Source organism: Natrarchaeobius chitinivorans (genome assembly GCF_003841505.1).
Classification (GTDB): domain Archaea; phylum Halobacteriota; class Halobacteria; order Halobacteriales; family Natrialbaceae; genus Natrarchaeobius; species Natrarchaeobius chitinivorans.
Genome location: NZ_REGA01000014.1, coordinates 71,156 through 86,127 on the forward strand (window position 1 = coordinate 71,156; position 14,972 = coordinate 86,127).

The 14,972-nt window shown below is 64.4% G+C and carries 12 protein-coding genes; 6 read left to right on the forward strand and 6 right to left on the reverse strand.

Translation table 11 applies throughout. The annotated features are described in order from the left end of the window. Positions 1-16: 16 nt before the first annotated feature. Positions 17-1,537: a flippase gene (locus tag EA473_RS15050; protein ID WP_124196477.1), complete on the forward strand. Its 1,521-nt coding sequence runs from the start codon at positions 17-19 to the stop codon at positions 1,535-1,537. A gap of 280 nt (positions 1,538-1,817) precedes the next feature. On the opposite strand, the gene EA473_RS15055 is transcribed toward EA473_RS15050, so the two are convergent. Then, positions 1,818-3,302 (reverse strand): MATE family efflux transporter, encoded by a 1,485-nt coding sequence (locus tag EA473_RS15055; RefSeq protein ID WP_124196478.1) that lies wholly within the window; start codon positions 3,300-3,302, stop codon positions 1,818-1,820. A 534-nt stretch (positions 3,303-3,836) separates the two neighbouring features. Between EA473_RS15055 and EA473_RS15060 the strand changes: the two genes are divergently transcribed. Beyond that, positions 3,837-6,374, forward strand: a complete 2,538-nt coding sequence (locus EA473_RS15060) for a DNA topoisomerase I (RefSeq protein ID WP_124196479.1) — start codon at positions 3,837-3,839, stop codon at positions 6,372-6,374. Here EA473_RS15060 and EA473_RS15065 read toward each other — a convergent pair. Beyond that, a complete protein-coding gene (locus EA473_RS15065; protein ID WP_124196480.1) occupies positions 6,371-6,988 on the reverse strand; it encodes a TlpA family protein disulfide reductase in 618 nt (205 codons plus the stop codon). The two genes, EA473_RS15060 and EA473_RS15065, sit on opposite strands and share 4 nt — an antisense overlap. 690 nt (positions 6,989-7,678) lie before the next feature. Between EA473_RS15065 and EA473_RS15070 the strand changes: the two genes are divergently transcribed. Further along, positions 7,679-8,356, forward strand: a complete 678-nt coding sequence (locus EA473_RS15070) for a LysE family translocator (protein WP_394341311.1) — start codon at positions 7,679-7,681, stop codon at positions 8,354-8,356. 29 nt (positions 8,357-8,385) lie between these two features. Here the strand turns inward: EA473_RS15070 and EA473_RS15075 are convergent, their stop codons facing one another. Beyond that, complete coding sequence (locus EA473_RS15075; protein WP_124196481.1) at positions 8,386-9,582, reverse strand: DUF7544 domain-containing protein; 1,197 nt, start codon at positions 9,580-9,582, stop codon at positions 8,386-8,388. A gap of 214 nt (positions 9,583-9,796) precedes the next feature. Further along, a complete protein-coding gene (locus EA473_RS15080; protein WP_124196482.1) occupies positions 9,797-10,468 on the reverse strand; it encodes an HD domain-containing protein in 672 nt (223 codons plus the stop codon). A 206-nt stretch (positions 10,469-10,674) separates the two neighbouring features. Between EA473_RS15080 and EA473_RS15085 the strand changes: the two genes are divergently transcribed. The 3 genes from EA473_RS15085 to EA473_RS15095 all read left to right on the forward strand — a co-directional run bounded on the left by EA473_RS15085 (position 10,675) and on the right by EA473_RS15095 (position 13,207). Further along, positions 10,675-11,085 (forward strand): cobalamin B12-binding domain-containing protein, encoded by a 411-nt coding sequence (locus EA473_RS15085; protein WP_124196483.1) that lies wholly within the window; start codon positions 10,675-10,677, stop codon positions 11,083-11,085. Further along, positions 11,082-12,161: a methylmalonyl Co-A mutase-associated GTPase MeaB gene (meaB, locus tag EA473_RS15090; RefSeq protein ID WP_124196484.1), complete on the forward strand. Its 1,080-nt coding sequence runs from the start codon at positions 11,082-11,084 to the stop codon at positions 12,159-12,161. The genes EA473_RS15085 and meaB overlap by 4 nt, the downstream gene beginning before the upstream one ends. Before the next feature lie 107 nt (positions 12,162-12,268). Further along, entirely contained in the window at positions 12,269-13,207 is a 939-nt protein-coding gene (locus EA473_RS15095; protein ID WP_124196485.1) for an alpha/beta fold hydrolase, read from the forward strand. 95 nt (positions 13,208-13,302) lie between these two features. On the opposite strand, the gene EA473_RS15100 is transcribed toward EA473_RS15095, so the two are convergent. Both EA473_RS15100 and EA473_RS15105 read right to left on the reverse strand, forming a co-directional pair. Then, entirely contained in the window at positions 13,303-13,704 is a 402-nt protein-coding gene (locus tag EA473_RS15100; protein ID WP_124196486.1) for a Zn-ribbon domain-containing OB-fold protein, read from the reverse strand. Continuing rightward, positions 13,701-14,873: a thiolase C-terminal domain-containing protein gene (locus tag EA473_RS15105; protein ID WP_124196487.1), complete on the reverse strand. Its 1,173-nt coding sequence runs from the start codon at positions 14,871-14,873 to the stop codon at positions 13,701-13,703. Before EA473_RS15105 ends, EA473_RS15100 begins: the two co-directional genes overlap by 4 nt. Positions 14,874-14,972 lie beyond the last annotated feature (99 nt).

Sequence of the window (14,972 nt, forward strand, 5' to 3'; positions counted from 1 at the left end):
ACAACCAGCACGGGATATGACCGATCAGGACGAGGGCGTTTCGACGCTCGCAAAGCAAGGTAGCATCACCTTCGTCGGAAACGTCGTCAACGGCGTGTTCGGCTTCGCCATCGTGATGCTGATGACGCGGTTCGTCAGCCCCTCGGTCTACGGGCTGTTCGTGCTCGCGACGTCCGTCATCCTGTTTATGCAGGTGTTCGCGAATCTCGGACTGCCGCTTGCGATCGACTATTTCGTTCCTCAATACCTGGATAAAGGCGAGTACGGAAAAGCGAAAGGAGTCATCGTCCAGGTGACTGCGACCGTCCTCGTCACGTCGTCGATCGTGGCGTTCGTCCTCGCGATGAGTTCGGAGGCGTTCGGCCAACTCTTTCGGGAGCCGTCGATGCGGATCGCGCTGTTGCTCCTCTCGGTGACGATCCCCATGCTCGCGATATACAACGTCTTGCTCACCTCCTACTACAGCATCAAGAAACTCCAGTATCGGGTGATTATGCGGGATCTTGTCCGCCCGATCGTCCGGTTCGGCGTCACCGCTGGCCTCCTGCTGGTCGGCTACGGACTGCTCGGACTCATCGCCGGCTACGTCGTCGGACTGTTCGTCGCGATCACGATCGGTTCGGCCGTCTTCGTCTACAAGGCCTGGGACCTGCTCTCGCGGAACCTCGAGTTCGTCGCACCCGGGCCGCTGGTCACGTACTCCCTTCCCCTCGCGTTGACCAGCGTCGTCTTCGTCCTGATGGGCCACGTCGATTATTTCGTGCTCGGCTACTTTCTCGCCTCCGACGACGTCGGCATCTACCGCGTCGGCTACATGCTCGGCTCCGGGTTGATGATCATCTTCAACTCCCTGTCTCCGGTGTTCAAACCGCTTATCGCCGAGTCCAGAGACGACATCGCGCTGGTCGAACGGCGGTTCCGGATCATGGCCCGCTGGATCGCCGCGATCACGCTCCCGATCGCGATCGTTCTCTCGCTGGGGGCGAGTTCGTACCTCGCCGTCCTCTATACCCCTCAGTACGCCGAAGCGAACGCCGTCGTCGCATTGCTCGCCGGCGCGTTCCTGTTCAACGTGACTTTCGGTGGACCGGACGGCTCGCTGCTCCAGGGGATGGGCTACTCGCGGATCGTCTTCGCGAACACGCTCACCCTGTTCGGGGCGAACTTCCTCATCTCGATGGCACTCGTTCCAATCATCGGCATCGAAGGGGCGGCGATCGGCTCGGCGACGGCGCTGTTTCTGGTTGGTGGATTGACCCTGTTCGAGGTGTACTATCTCGACGGAATCCACCCGTTCACACGCGATTTCGCGAAGATCGTCGGTGCCGGAGTTCCGGCGACGATCGCGGGCGCTCCCGTCGTCTACTTCCTCGAGTCCGACCTCCTCGTCGTCGCGGGACTTCCGATCGTGGTCATCGGGACGTACGCGATCACGCTGATCGTGACGGACTCGTTTACCGACGCGGACGTACAGATGGCCGCCGAATTCAGCCCGACACTCGAGAAGTGGCTCCCTGTCGGGCCGTTCGACCGGTAAGCAACACAGTGGCCGTCTCGTAGGACTGCCACGAGTTTTGTCGGTGAAACCTCGAATCGCCCCCGTCATCACCGGCAAACCGGTACAACGATCCATCATACGGATTGCTGTAACTGTGTACCGGAGCGACCGCGGGACGGCGTCCGGTTGCACCGGTACTGATAGGGATTATCGTAGCCTCCCGGAGGTCTCGAAACCGGGCCTTCGACACTGTGTCTCGGTTCTTCAGCGGGAAACTATGAACTCCGACGATAATCCCTATGACTTACAGTAAACCGTATCAGTCGTCGACGAACTCCGCGTCCCCCTCGGGGGCGTGTTCGTGAGTCGACGACTCGTCGGCCGGCCCCCCGTCTCGAGGCGGTTCGTCCCCGGATTCGGACTCGTCGATGACGCCTTCTTTCCACGTTCCGAGGCGGAACCAGACGACCGCGACGACGAAAGAGACGGTCATACCGAAGGCGTACGCCCACCAGATTCCTTCGATACCCCACTCGAGCGCGGCGATCGCGATTCCGGTTCCGGGAACGGTCACCGTCCAGGCGAACGCGAGGACGAGCGCGACCGGAATCCGGAAGATCCACCGCGAGAGAAACGAGAGAACCATCGCTTCTCGGGTGTTGCCGGCACCGCGGAACGCGCCCTGGATGACCATCACGCCGGCAAACAGCGCCCAGAAGGGTGCCATAATTCGAAGGAAGACGACTCCCTCCGCGATCACCTCGGGGTCAGCGACGAAGATTCGCATGGCCTGTGCCGGAAAGGCGACCAACACGGCCGCGATGGCGAAGATAGCGATCATCGTTCCCGCGGTCGCCGTCCGCGTCACAGCCGCTGCCCGATCGGGCGTCCTCGCGCCGAGGTTCTGTCCGACGCCGGTCGCCGTCGCGTTACCGACGGCACCCGAGATCGCCCACGTGACCGACATCAGCCGCACGCCGATCCCGTAGGCCGCGGTCGGTGCGGCCCCGAACCGGGCGACGAACCCGGCCATCGCGACCGCTGCGAAACTCCGGGCCCAGCCGTCGATCGACGACGGATAGCCGACGTGGATCAACTGCCGCAGGATCGAGAAGTCGGGGGCGAGATCACCGAGTCGCAATCGGATGCCGAACCCACCGTCCAGCAGGATGTATATGCCCGCCGCGGCCGCGACGCCTCGAGCGATGAACGTCGCGATCGCCGCCCCACGGGTTCCCATCGCTGGGAACGGTCCCCACCCGAGGATGAAAAACGGATCGATGACGACGTTGATGCCCGCCGAGACGAACACCAGCCACATCGCCGTCTTCGTATCACCCGCTCCCTGGAGTGACGACCGAAACGCGAAAAACAGGAAGGTAAGCGGTAATGCGAGGAAGATCACCTCGATGTACGCGAGCGACTCGACGTACACCTGGTCTCGAGCGCCGATCAGCCACACTAGCGGTCGCCGAAAGTACAGTCCAGCTGCCGCGAGCACGCTCGAGACCGCAAGCGCCAGCAGGATCGTCTGGGCGACGACCTTGTCTGCCATCCGATCGTCGTCGGCACCGACGTACTGCGAGACGAGGGCGATCGTGGCCGCGGTCAGCCCCATCGCCGTCGAAACGAACATCCACGAGAGGGGAAACATCAACGAGACGGCCGCGACCGAGACGCCGCCGTCGCCGATGCGGCCGACCCAGAACATGTCCGCCAGATTGTAGAACGTCTGAAGGAGATTGCCAAGCACGAGCGGCCACGCGAGGTGTAACAGCTTCGGCGGGATCGCTCCCGTCGTCATGTCCACTCGCTTTCGCTCAGATCCTGTGTCCGACTCTGCCACGTATTGTGCTCCGATGAGTGTCGTTCCCGAGTCGTTGAAAAGGGATCGACTCACGTCGCGGGTTGCCGCCACCGGGAGGGCCGTATCGACCGATGGGTCGCCGGCGACTCGAGGACGACGCCGGTACGTGACAACACGCCATCGTATTCGATCCGCGACGGCGTCGGCCGACGCGTGGTGGTTTGATCGGACGCGTAACGGGTTGGTCGGACGCGTAACGGTTTGGTCGGACGCGTAACGGGTTGACCGGACGCGTAACGGGTTGACCGGACGCATGGCGACTTGGCCGAACGCGTAGCTGTTTGGCCGAACGCGTAGCCGCTTGGCCGACGGCTCGAACCGGCTCACGCGCGTCGCGAACGCATGCACGCCCGCGCTGTCTGGCGTTTTGGCGAAAGCGTTATCAGATCCTCAATCGTAGCGAGCCACGATGCCGAATACTCGCCCGCTCGCTTCGGAGCCGATCGCTCGAGAGGACGGAGGTGATCTCCGGTGGAGTTGATAATCACCGAGAAGGACAACGCTGCGAGACGAATCGCCGACATCTTGAGCGGCGGTAGCTACGACTCGAGTCGCGAGAACGGGGTCAACGTCTACGAGTGGGGCGGCAAGCGTTGCGTGGGACTGTCGGGTCACGTCGTCGGCGTCGACTTCCCGTCGGAGTACTCCGACTGGCGAAACGTCGAGCCGGTCGAACTCATCGATGCCGACATCGAGAAGACGCCGACGAAAGAGAACATCGTCGCGACGTTGCGGATCCTCGCTCGCAAAGCGACCCGCGTGACGATCGCGACCGACTACGACCGCGAGGGCGAACTCATCGGCAAGGAGGCCTACGAGATCGTTCGCGACGTCAACGACGACGTGCCGATCCGGCGGGTTCGATTCTCTTCGATCACGGAAAACGAGGTCCAGAGCGCGTTCGCCGAACCCGACGAACTGGACTTCGACCTCGCCGCCGCGGGCGAAGCTCGGCAGATCATCGACCTCGTCTGGGGAGCCGCGCTCACCCGGTTTCTCTCGCTTTCGGCCGGCCAGCTCGGCAACGACTTCATCTCCGTCGGCCGTGTCCAGTCGCCGACGCTGAAGTTGATCGTCGACCGCGAACGCGAGATTCAGGCGTTCGATCCCGAAGAGTACTGGGAGCTGTTCGCGGACCTGACGAAGACCGACGACGAGGCGGAGTCGTTCGAATCGCAGTACTTCTATCGCGACGAGGACGACAACGAGGCCGAACGCGTCTGGGAGGAGGCTGCCGCCGAAGAGGTCTACGAGACGCTCTCGAGTGCGTCCGGGGCGACCGTCGTCGACGTCAACCGGCGCACGCGGACCGACAGTCCACCGACGCCGTTCAACACGACGCAGTTCATCCGCGCGGCGAGTTCGCTCGGCTACTCCGCCCAGCGGGCGATGTCGATCGCCGAGGACCTCTACACCGCCGGCTACATCACCTACCCGCGGACCGACAACACCGTCTACCCCGACGACCTCGAACCGGAGGCGCTGCTCGACGAGTTCGTCGGCCATCCGACGCTCGGCGAGTCCGCGGAGGCGCTGCTCGAGGCCGACGATATCGCTCCGACCGAGGGAGACGAGGAGACGACCGACCACCCGCCGATCCATCCGACGGGCGAGATTCCGAGCCGCGGCGACGTCTCCGACGACGAGTGGGAGGTCTTCGAACTCGTGGTGCGGCGCTTCTACGCGACGGTCGCCGAGGCGGCCGTCTGGGAACACCTCAAGGTCGTCGCCGACGTCGACGACTGCCGGCTCAAAGCAAACGGGAAGCGGCTCGTCGAGCCCGGCTACCACGACGTCTATCCGTATTTCAGCACCACGGAGAACTACGTTCCCGACGTCGACGAGGGCGAGCAGCTATCGGTGTCGGGCATCGAACTCGAGGAAAAAGAGACGCAGCCGCCCCGGCGGTACGGCCAGTCCCGGCTCATCGAGACCATGGAGGATCAGGGGCTGGGGACGAAAAGTACGCGACACAATACGCTGGAAAAGTTGTACGATCGGGGCTACATCGAGAGCGACCCGCCGCGGCCGACGCAACTCGCGATGGCCGTCGTCGACGCCGCCGAGAACTACGCCGATCGGGTCGTCAGCGAGGAGATGACCGCCCAACTCGAGGCCGACATGGACGCAATCGCCTCCGGCGAGGCGGGACTCGAGGACGTTACCGACGAGTCCCGCGAGATGCTCGGGGACATCTTCGAGAGCCTCGTCGACTCGCGCGAGGAGATCGGCGACCACCTCCGGAAGTCGCTCAAAGACGACAAGCGCCTCGGCCCGTGTCCAGAGTGCGGCGAGGACCTGCTCGTTCGCCGAAGCCGCCACGGTTCGTACTTCGTCGGCTGCGACGGCTATCCGGACTGTGAGTACACGCTCCCGCTGCCCTCGACCGGCAAGCCGCTCATCCTCGAAGCGGAGTGTGACGACCACGGGCTGAACGAGGTGAAGATGCTGGCGGGTCGCCAGACGTTCGTTCACGGCTGTCCGCTCTGCAAGGCCGAGGAGGCCGGCGAGGGGCCGATCCTGGGTGAGTGTCCCGATTGCGGTGACAGCGCGACGTCGGAGACGTCGCGAGACGAAGGCGGTGAAACCGCCGACGAACACGGCGGCGAACTCGCCGTCAAGACCCTCCAGAGCGGTTCCAGGCTCGTCGGCTGTACCCGGTATCCCGACTGTGAGTACTCACTCCCGCTGCCCCGTCGTGGCGACATCGAAGTCACCGACGAGCGCTGTGACGAGCACGACTTGCCCGAACTCGTGATCCACAACGGCGACGAGCCCTGGGAGCTCGGCTGTCCGATCTGTAACTATCAGGAGTTCCAGGCCCGCGAGAGTTCCAGTGGCTCCGACCTCGAGGCCCTCGACGGGCTCGGTGCGAAAACCGTCGAGAAACTCGCCAACGCCGGAATCGAGAGCATCGACGACCTGACCGATGCCGATCCGGACGACGTCGCGGAGAGCGTCGACGGTATCAGTGCAGACAGAGTGCGAAACTGGCAGGCTGAAGCCTAGAGACCGGTCTCGACCCCGAAGACGGATTCGACGGCCCCGACGATATCACGGGCGTCGATGACGCCGAGTTCGTCCCAGCGTTTCTCGCCGGCTTCGTCGATGACGACCGTCACCGGGTAGCCGACGACGCCGTACCTCGTGGCGAGGCTGGGACTCGAGTCGTACCCGACGTACCAGTCCCCACCGAGGTCGGCCCACCACGCTCTGAGTTCGTCCTCGGGCATCGTCTCCGGCGTCTGGTACGTCACCGACACGACCGTCAGCTCGTCCCCGTACTCGTCGACGAGCTGTGATCGTGCCTCGGCGAGACGCGGCATCTGGGCCTGACAGTTCCCACAGCCGGTGACGAAGAACATCACGACGGTCACTCCGTCGTTCGGGACGGAGACGGTCCCGGCTTCGCTTCCCTGTGCGTCGATCGTCCGGATCTCGAGTGGTTCCGTCGACGAGTCCGCTTCGTCGTCGGCTGCGGCGTCGCCGTCGGCTGCAGCGTCGTCGTCGGTCGCGCCATCGCCGTCGGTCCCACCGGTCGGTAATCCGCCCAGGACAATCGCGCCAGCTCCGGCGAGTACGCCGACGCTCGCGACGCCGGCGACGAGGTCTCGTCGTCTCATTTCGATGCTCTCCCCTGATCGCACTGCGGAAGTCGGCCCCATGGCGAGTTTCGACATCGACGACCGGTCATACACGACAGTACGGTGTGACGATAAAAGGGTTCACTGGTACGACCCCCGAAAGAAGGGATCTGGAACCGTTCCGGTACGGGCCGACCGGCCGACCGTCTCTCGAGGGGGTTGCTGACCGCGGTGACGGCGTAACTCGTCGCCGTGACGGCCGTCGTCGACACCATCTCGGTGCTGGGGTGGCCCCATACCGTCCGCGGCCGTGTCGATGAACAGTGATAAAACCCGCACGGACAACCGGGGACGGAGTCATGGAGCGTGTGACAGGGGTCCACAACTCCGGCCGCGTTTACGCGCTCCAGCGCTAAAAACGCGGTCACTCGTATCAGACGTTGAATTAGCCGGATGGGTCCTCGACCGAGCAGCTCATACGGTTTGCCGTACGTCAGTTCCGGAGCGATCGCGGGACGACACTCGGTCGCGGTCCTATCGGTACTGATAGGGATTATCGTCGGAGTTCATAGTTTCCCGCTGAAGAACCGAGACACAGCGCCGAAGGCCCGGTTTCGAAACCCCCGGTAGGCTACGACAATCGCTATGCCCTGCAGTAGACCGTATTAGGCCGTTCGAACTCGCTTCTGTCCGACAGCGTTACCTCCCTGCACCGATTCCCGTTCGATCGTGACTGTGGTAATTACGGCGCTCGCGGGGGTCGTCTTCGGACTCGCCCTCGCCGCACCGCCCGGCCCGATGAACGCCATCATCGCCGAGGAGAGCGTCCTCCGTGGCTGGGCGGCCGGCTTTCGAGCCGGCCTCGGTGCGATGCTCGCGGACGTCCTCTTTTTCGTCCTCGCACTCGCTGGCGTCGTGGCGGTCGTCGACCAGTATCCACCGGTTCGACCCGCACTCTACGTGATCGGCGGCGTCCTCATGCTGTATTTCGCCATCGGTGCGGTCGCGGAGGCCCGATCCGCGGCGTCGTTTACCGACGACGACCGCGGCGAATCCACGGGCTTTCGTAAGACGTTCGCCCTGTCGCTTTCGAACCCCTACCAGATCGGCTTCTGGCTCACCGTCGGCGTCGGCTTGCTCGAGTCGGGTCGGCTCGACGTCCTCTCGTACCTGCCCGGCGGGAGCGAGTCGCTCGCGGGCGTCCTGGTGGTCCAGACCGGATCCCCCTCGCTCCTGATCGGCTTTTTCGCGGGTATCGCCGTCTGGATCGTCGTCTTCCCCGCAGTGCTCGTCTCGGCCGGCCGCCGCGTCGACGCGTTCGCTCCGGCGGTCGCGGCGCTCAGCGCGCTCGTCCTGGCCGGGTTCGGACTGATCTTTCTGGCGACGGGAGCGCTTCGAGTGTTTTGATCGGCCGCCGAAACGACGACTCTCTCGCGTTATCGGTCGAGTTGGTCACTGGAGTGGGATGAACCGCCGTCCAACGCACTCGAGTCACGATCGTCGACGGGGGTGTCCCAGGCCGGCGGGCCCTCCCAGCTGGCCGACTCGTCCCCGTCGCGATCGGACGAGTCGTCGCGTGCGGCGTCTTCGGTACCCGTCGTGATCGTCGAACCCCCACCGTCCCACGAGTCGTCCGTCCGGCTGGAGCGGCCGTGATCGTCCCGTGTGGAACCTGCAGTCGAGGTGGTTCCACCCGGTCGGATCGCCGCACGCTGGTCGGGAACGAGATCGAGACGCTCCTCGGTGTCACCGAGGATCAACAGCGCGTAGTATCGGACGTAGCTTCGGACCGGTGCCTCGACGAACGAGCGGAGGTAGAGATAGAAGAAGTACGCGAGAACACCCAGCGCGAACACGATGTACCCGAGCGCCGGATCGGATTCCATCGCCATCATGCTCGAGACGAGAAACACCATGCCGCCGAACATCGTGACGAAGAAGCCGACGAACGCGAACACGATCCAGAGAGAGAAGCCGGCTACCCACGCCACGGCGAGAAACCCGAGCGTGCCGGCGAGATTCGACCGGATCGACGATCCGACGACCACCCAGGCACTGAACGGATTCCGATCTTCGAGAAGCATTACGGGGACGACGAACGCGTTCGTGAGGGTGGACACCACCCACAGGGCGAGGAACCCGCCGAGTGCGACGAACGCCGTCAGAACCACCTGCCCAGCCGTTACGTCGTCTATCGAACTGACGTCACCCAAGACGACGACGGCGACGACGGGGACCGCGACGAGAAGGAGCAACCCGATCCACAGCACGATCCGGAATAACAGCAGCCACAGGGCCAGCAACAGGTTTTCTCGAGCGTACCGTCGGATCGAAAACGACCTCGAGCGAAGCGATTCGACGAAGACGAACTCGAAGAGCGCGGCGAGATACCTGAACGCGAGCCAGACGCCGAGGGCCACGAGGGGGACCAGAAGTTCGAGCGGAGCCCACTCCGGAAGCGCAGTACTGGCCGTCCCCGTGTCTGGCGGCGTTCTGAACAGTTGCGTGTTGACTTCGAGGGCGTAGACGACGAAGACGACGAGGGCGAGTTTGAGCCACCCGGACGCGCCGAGGGAGCCGAGATACTGCTTCGTCAGCCCGCCAGCGTCATCCAGGTTGTCGACTGCGTACATGTTAGTATTCTAACCATGCCGACGAAAGAAATAGCTTCTGATACGGTGGTGGAGAATGTCAACGGCTCACTGTACACCGCGTTAGGACTGTCCCAGAAACCCGACACGGCATACGGATTACTGTCACTGTGTACCGGCGCACCCGCGACCCGGGCGACGGGTGCGCCAGTACTGATTTACAGTAAACCGTATCAGCCGGCGGGCGGGGAGGATGTCAACCCATTCCAGCGATTTCGTCCTCGAGCCACTCGCGGAACCACTTCACGCGTTTGAGCCGCTGATGGGCGATACTCTCTGCGGTGTCGCTTTGGACGCGCGAGGCGGCGTCGTACCCCCGCTCGAGCACACGTTCGACCATCTCGTCGGCGTCCATGTGCGTGCGAGCCTCGTAGCCCATGCGCAACAGCATCAACGCGGTGCCGTTCGCGCCGATTTTGTCCAGCAGATCGGCCTCGATGAGACACTGGGTCTCGAGCCCCAGGTCCTCGAGGTCGCCCTGGTAGGAGTGGTGTTCGATCGCCTGGCACACCTGTGTGATGAACGATTCGGGGTACTCCGAACGCGATTCGAGGTACTCGCGGGCGACGCGAGCGCCGGCTTCGGCGTGGAGTTCCTGATCGGTCTCGAGTTTGGCCACGTCGTGAAAGAGGGCGGCGACGCGGGTGACGTCGACGTCTGCACCCTCTTTGCGGGCGATCTCTTCGGCGAGATCGACCACGTTGAGGATGTGGTTGTGGCGATACTCCGCGGAGTGCCACGGATACCAGCGCATACGGCCACCTTCTTCTTCTTTCTCGACGCTGGCCGCGAGGTACTCGAAGACGAACCCTTTCATCTCCTCGAACTCGGCATCGGATACCCTGTTTTCTTTTATTTCGACGCCCACGAGAGATCCCTCCGCAATAGACGAACGATAGTCATTGAGAGAATGTTCGGTAGTTTCGCTCTTTAGCCTTTGGTTCGTGGGACTGATTCCTCTCGGGACTGTTCGAATACGTGACCGGTTCGGGAAACGAGTTCGGTTTCGACGCGCCCTCGGACTCGCGCCTGAATTTCCGTTAAAGTCAAACAGACGGCCCCGGAACTGTGTGTATGACCACCACGCAAGGAGAGATCAGGTGCCTCGTCGCGAAAGTAGGTCTCGACGGCCACGATCGCGGTGCACACGTCATCGCACGGGCGTTTCGCGACGCCGGCTTCGAGGTCATCTACTCCGGTCTCCACAAGGCACCGGAGGAGATCGTGCAGGCGGCGGTCCAGGAGGACGTCGACGTTCTCGGCATCTCGATCCTCTCGGGAGCCCACGACACGCTCGTCCCGAAGGTTATGAACGGGCTCGAGGAGTACGACGCCAAGGACGATACCCTCGTCCTCGTCGGCGGCGTCATTCCCGAGGAAGACCGCGAGGGGCTCAAAGACGAGGGTGTGGCGGCCATCTTCGGACCGGGGACGTCGATCGAGGAGACGGTCGAATACGTCCGGGAGAACGCACCCGAACGATGAGTACGGGCGACGAAACGCTGCTCGAGGAGTTGCTCTCGGGCAAACACCGCGCGCTGGCCCGGACCATCTCGAAAATCGAGAACAGGTCACCGGGGTATCGCGATCTCGTCTCCGAACTGTACGCACACACGGGCGACGCGGACGTGATCGGTATCACGGGCAGTCCCGGCGCGGGGAAGTCGACGCTGGTCGACAAGCTCGCCGAAACCTACCGCGAACGGGGCGAGACGGTCGGCATCATCGCTATCGATCCGTCCTCGCCCTTTACGGGCGGTGCGGTGCTCGGCGATCGCATCCGGATGGCGTCGACGGTCGGGGACATGGACGTCTTCGTTCGATCGATGAGCGCACGCGGAACGCTGGGTGGCCTCTCGACCGCTACCGCAGACGCCGTCAAGGCGATGGACGCCTTCGGGAAGGACAAGATCATCATCGAGACCGTGGGCGCGGGCCAGAACGAGATCGACATCGTCCGCACCGCAGACACCGTGGCCGTCCTCGTCCCGCCGGGGTCGGGCGACGACATCCAGACGCTGAAAGCAGGTATCCTCGAGATCGCCGACGTGTTCGTGGTCAACAAGGCGGACCGCGACGGAGCGGACCGAACGGTCCAGGAGCTTCGGGAGATGATCGCGCTCGACGACGGCGGCGGACTCGGGGGCGGCCACCACGGTCCGGACGCGTCGACTCACCACGGAGGAGACGACGGTTCGCCAGAGGGGGAAAGCGAGCGCGACAGCGCATGGACGGTTCCCATCGTCGAGACGGTCGCCACTACCGGGGACGGCGTCGAGGCCCTCGTCGACGAACTCGCCGGCCACCGGACGTACCTCGTCGAATCGGGCGAGCGTGCCTCCCGGAGTCGGAAGCGCCACGCCGAGGAAATTCGAACGCTGCTCAGAGAAGACGTTCACACGATGCTCGAGGCGCAACTCGAGCGATCCGGCGGCGTCGACGAGCTCGCGGACGACGTCCGTCGCGGCGAAACCGATCCGTACACGATCGCGAACGAGTTGCTCTCCCCGGTCGAACGCTGCCTCGAACGCCTCGAGACGGAGCGTCCGACCCGAAACTGACCCCGTCGAACCGGGTGACTGCGAGAACCCGTTTTGACACCGCGAGGAAGCGATCGTCCCTTCTCCGATCCTCACTTCTAAGAGCGTTGCCGTCGAATAGTCGTCGTATGAAAGCCCGAAACGTCCTCGCCGGGGCCGTCGGTGCCGTCGGGGCAGCCGTCGTCGGCAACCGCCTCCTCGCCACGCGTGCAGGCGACCTCGAGAACCCGCTCCCCGGCGTCGAGCGGACGTATCGATGGCGCGGAATCGAAGCGAGTTACACCGTCGCGGGCGACCCCAGCGATCCGGATATGCTCCTGTTACACGGGGTTCACGCCGGCGCGAGCAGCCACGAGTTCGAGCCGGTGTTCGAACGACTGGCCGAACACTACCACGTCGTCGCGGTCGATCTGCCCGGCTTCGCGCGGTCGGAACGGCCGCCGCTGGTCTACTCGCCGACGCTGTACGCCGAGTTCGTCCGGGATTTCGCATCGGAAGTCACCGACGAGCCGATCGTCGTCGCCTCCTCGCTCACCGGTGCGTTCGCAGCCGACGCAGCGACTGAAACGGAGTTCGAGGCGCTCGTATTGATCTGTCCGACCGACGAGACGGCGACGGAACGCCCGTGGCTGCGGACCCTCGTTCGGACGCCGATCGTCGGGACGACGATCTACAACCTCCTCGCGAGCAAACCCTCGATTCGGTACTTCTACGATCGGGACGGCTACTACGATTCGGACCGAATCGACGAGCGAGAAGTCGCCTACGCGTGGGACAGCGCCCATCAACCCGGTGCCCGGTACGCACCGGCGTCGTTCGCCTCGGGAACGCTCGACCCCGACTTCGACCTCGCGACCGAACTCGCCGAACTCGAGACCCCGACGACGCTCGTCTGGGGGCGAGACGCGAAACTCGTCCCGCTGCGTAACGGACGGGACCTCGCCGAAGCCGCCGACCTCGAGCTGGTCGTCATCGACTACGCGACCCAGCTCCCACACGCCGAACACCCCGAGCAGTTCGTCGAGTACCTGACCGCACAGCTGATCCACGCCGACCGCGGCGAGTAACGGGCGGCGGTCGCTCGAGGGGTTCGATTCAGTTTCGAAGGGTCACTCAGCGACGGCTTCGGCGAACGCCACTGGACGAACTACAATGGCCCCTCTCAGCCCGAAACTGGCGTGAACCCGAGAATCCGGTCGTCCGTCGTCTGCGAGACCGCGACCTCGAGTTCGACCTCGAGACCGCTCTCGACGGTCTCCGGATCGATGCCGACGATCTGCCCGGTGATCCGGACCGGTCCGAAGTCCGCGATGGCCGTCGCGTAGGGGGCGTCGTCTTCGAAGGCGGGCGTCGGAACGTGCGTGACGGTGTACGTCTCGACTTCGCCCGTCTCCGGAAGCCCGACTCGCTCGAGGTCCGTCGCGCCACAGTCGGGACAGACTCGCCGCGGTGGGAGCGAGCCGTGGCCGTTTGGACACTCGAGATAGTACGCCTCGCCCGATTCGGCGGCATCGAGCCAGCCGTCGTAGCCCGCGTTCTGAACGTCGTCTCCGGCGTCGCTCATGGCCGTCCCACCTCCTCGAGTACGTGGACCGTCGCACTCGCGACCGTGCCACCCGCGTTGTGGGCGACGCCGGTCGTCGCCTCGGCGACGTACTCGCTGTTTGGATGCTCGCCGGACAGGAGGGTTGCGACCTCTGCGATCTGTGATGCGCCGGTCGCGCCGACGGGGTGGCCCTTCGCCTTCAGGCCGCCCGAGAGGTTGATCGGCGTCTCGCCGTCGGCGGTCGTCCGACCGTCTCGAGCGGCGGAGATCCCTTCGCCGATCGGTTCTATGTCGAGTGCCTCGAGCGCGAGGACCTCGGCGATCGTAAAGCAGTCGTGGACCTCCGCGAGGTCGACGTCGGTCGCGTCGATTCCGGCGTCAGCGTACGCTTCCTCGCCCGCCTCGCGTGCCGCCGGGGAGCGTGCGAGGTACTCGCGGTCGTGAAGGGCCATGCGATCGCCGCCCTGTCCGCTCCCCGTGATCGCGACGGGTGCGTCGAGGTCGTGTTCTTCGGCGTAGGTTTCGCTCGTGAGAACGATCGCGGCCGCGCCGTCGGAGATCGGACAGGAGTCGTAGAGACCAAGCGGACTCGAGACCTGTGGAGCCTCGAGGACGTCCTCGACCGTGATCGCGCTTTGGTACTGGGCTTTCTCGTTCGTGAGCGCGTTCTCGTGGTTCTTGACCGCCACGTGGGCCAGCTCTTCGCGCCCGCCGCCGTACTCGGAGAAGTACGCCTGCGCCATCAGCGCGTACGCCCCCGGAAACGTCATCCCGGCCCGTACCTCCCAGAGGTCGTCGGCGGCGATGGCGAGCGCCTCGGTCGCCCCAGCAGTCCCGAGGTTGGTCATCCGTTCGGCACCGCCGACGAGTGCAACGTCGGTTTCGCCGTTGCGGATCCGGACGACGGCGTCCCTGATTGCGGCTCCGCTCGAGGCACACGCCGACTCGTAGCGGGTTGCGGGCGCTCTGACGCCCGCGGCTTCGGCCATCAGCGGTCCCTGGTGACCCTGGTGTTCGGCGAGTTCGCCCATGAAGTTGCCGTAGAAGACGGCCTCGACGTCGTCTCGAGGCACGCCGCTGTCCTCGAATGCCGCGGCGCTCGCCTGGGCGAAGAGGTCCCGCCCGGTGCGTTCGGGGACGTTCCCGAACGGGGTTAGCCCCGTTCCTGCGATACGTACCTCGCTCATGACGTGTTCTAACGGGTCGATCGGTTAATAGTCCGCGGTTGGATATGTGACGGAACGGGTCGACGGGGGCAGCGAACGTTGAGGCGGTGTGTCCGACGC

Bases quoted from the DNA above. Each gene is read 5' to 3' on its own strand.
- EA473_RS15050 (WP_124196477.1), top strand. From the start codon at position 17: ATGACCGATCAGGACGAGGGCGTTTCGACGCTCGCAAAGCAAGGTAGC.
- EA473_RS15055 (WP_124196478.1), bottom strand. From the start codon at position 3,302: ATGACGACGGGAGCGATCCCGCCGAAGCTGTTACACCTCGCGTGGCCG.
- EA473_RS15065 (WP_124196480.1), bottom strand. From the start codon at position 6,988: ATGAGACGACGAGACCTCGTCGCCGGCGTCGCGAGCGTCGGCGTACTC.
- EA473_RS15075 (WP_124196481.1), bottom strand. From the start codon at position 9,582: ATGTACGCAGTCGACAACCTGGATGACGCTGGCGGGCTGACGAAGCAG.
- EA473_RS15085 (WP_124196483.1), top strand. From the start codon at position 10,675: ATGACCACCACGCAAGGAGAGATCAGGTGCCTCGTCGCGAAAGTAGGT.
- meaB (WP_124196484.1), top strand. From the start codon at position 11,082: ATGAGTACGGGCGACGAAACGCTGCTCGAGGAGTTGCTCTCGGGCAAA.
- EA473_RS15095 (WP_124196485.1), top strand. From the start codon at position 12,269: ATGAAAGCCCGAAACGTCCTCGCCGGGGCCGTCGGTGCCGTCGGGGCA.
- EA473_RS15100 (WP_124196486.1), bottom strand. From the start codon at position 13,704: ATGAGCGACGCCGGAGACGACGTTCAGAACGCGGGCTACGACGGCTGG.
- EA473_RS15105 (WP_124196487.1), bottom strand. From the start codon at position 14,873: ATGAGCGAGGTACGTATCGCAGGAACGGGGCTAACCCCGTTCGGGAAC.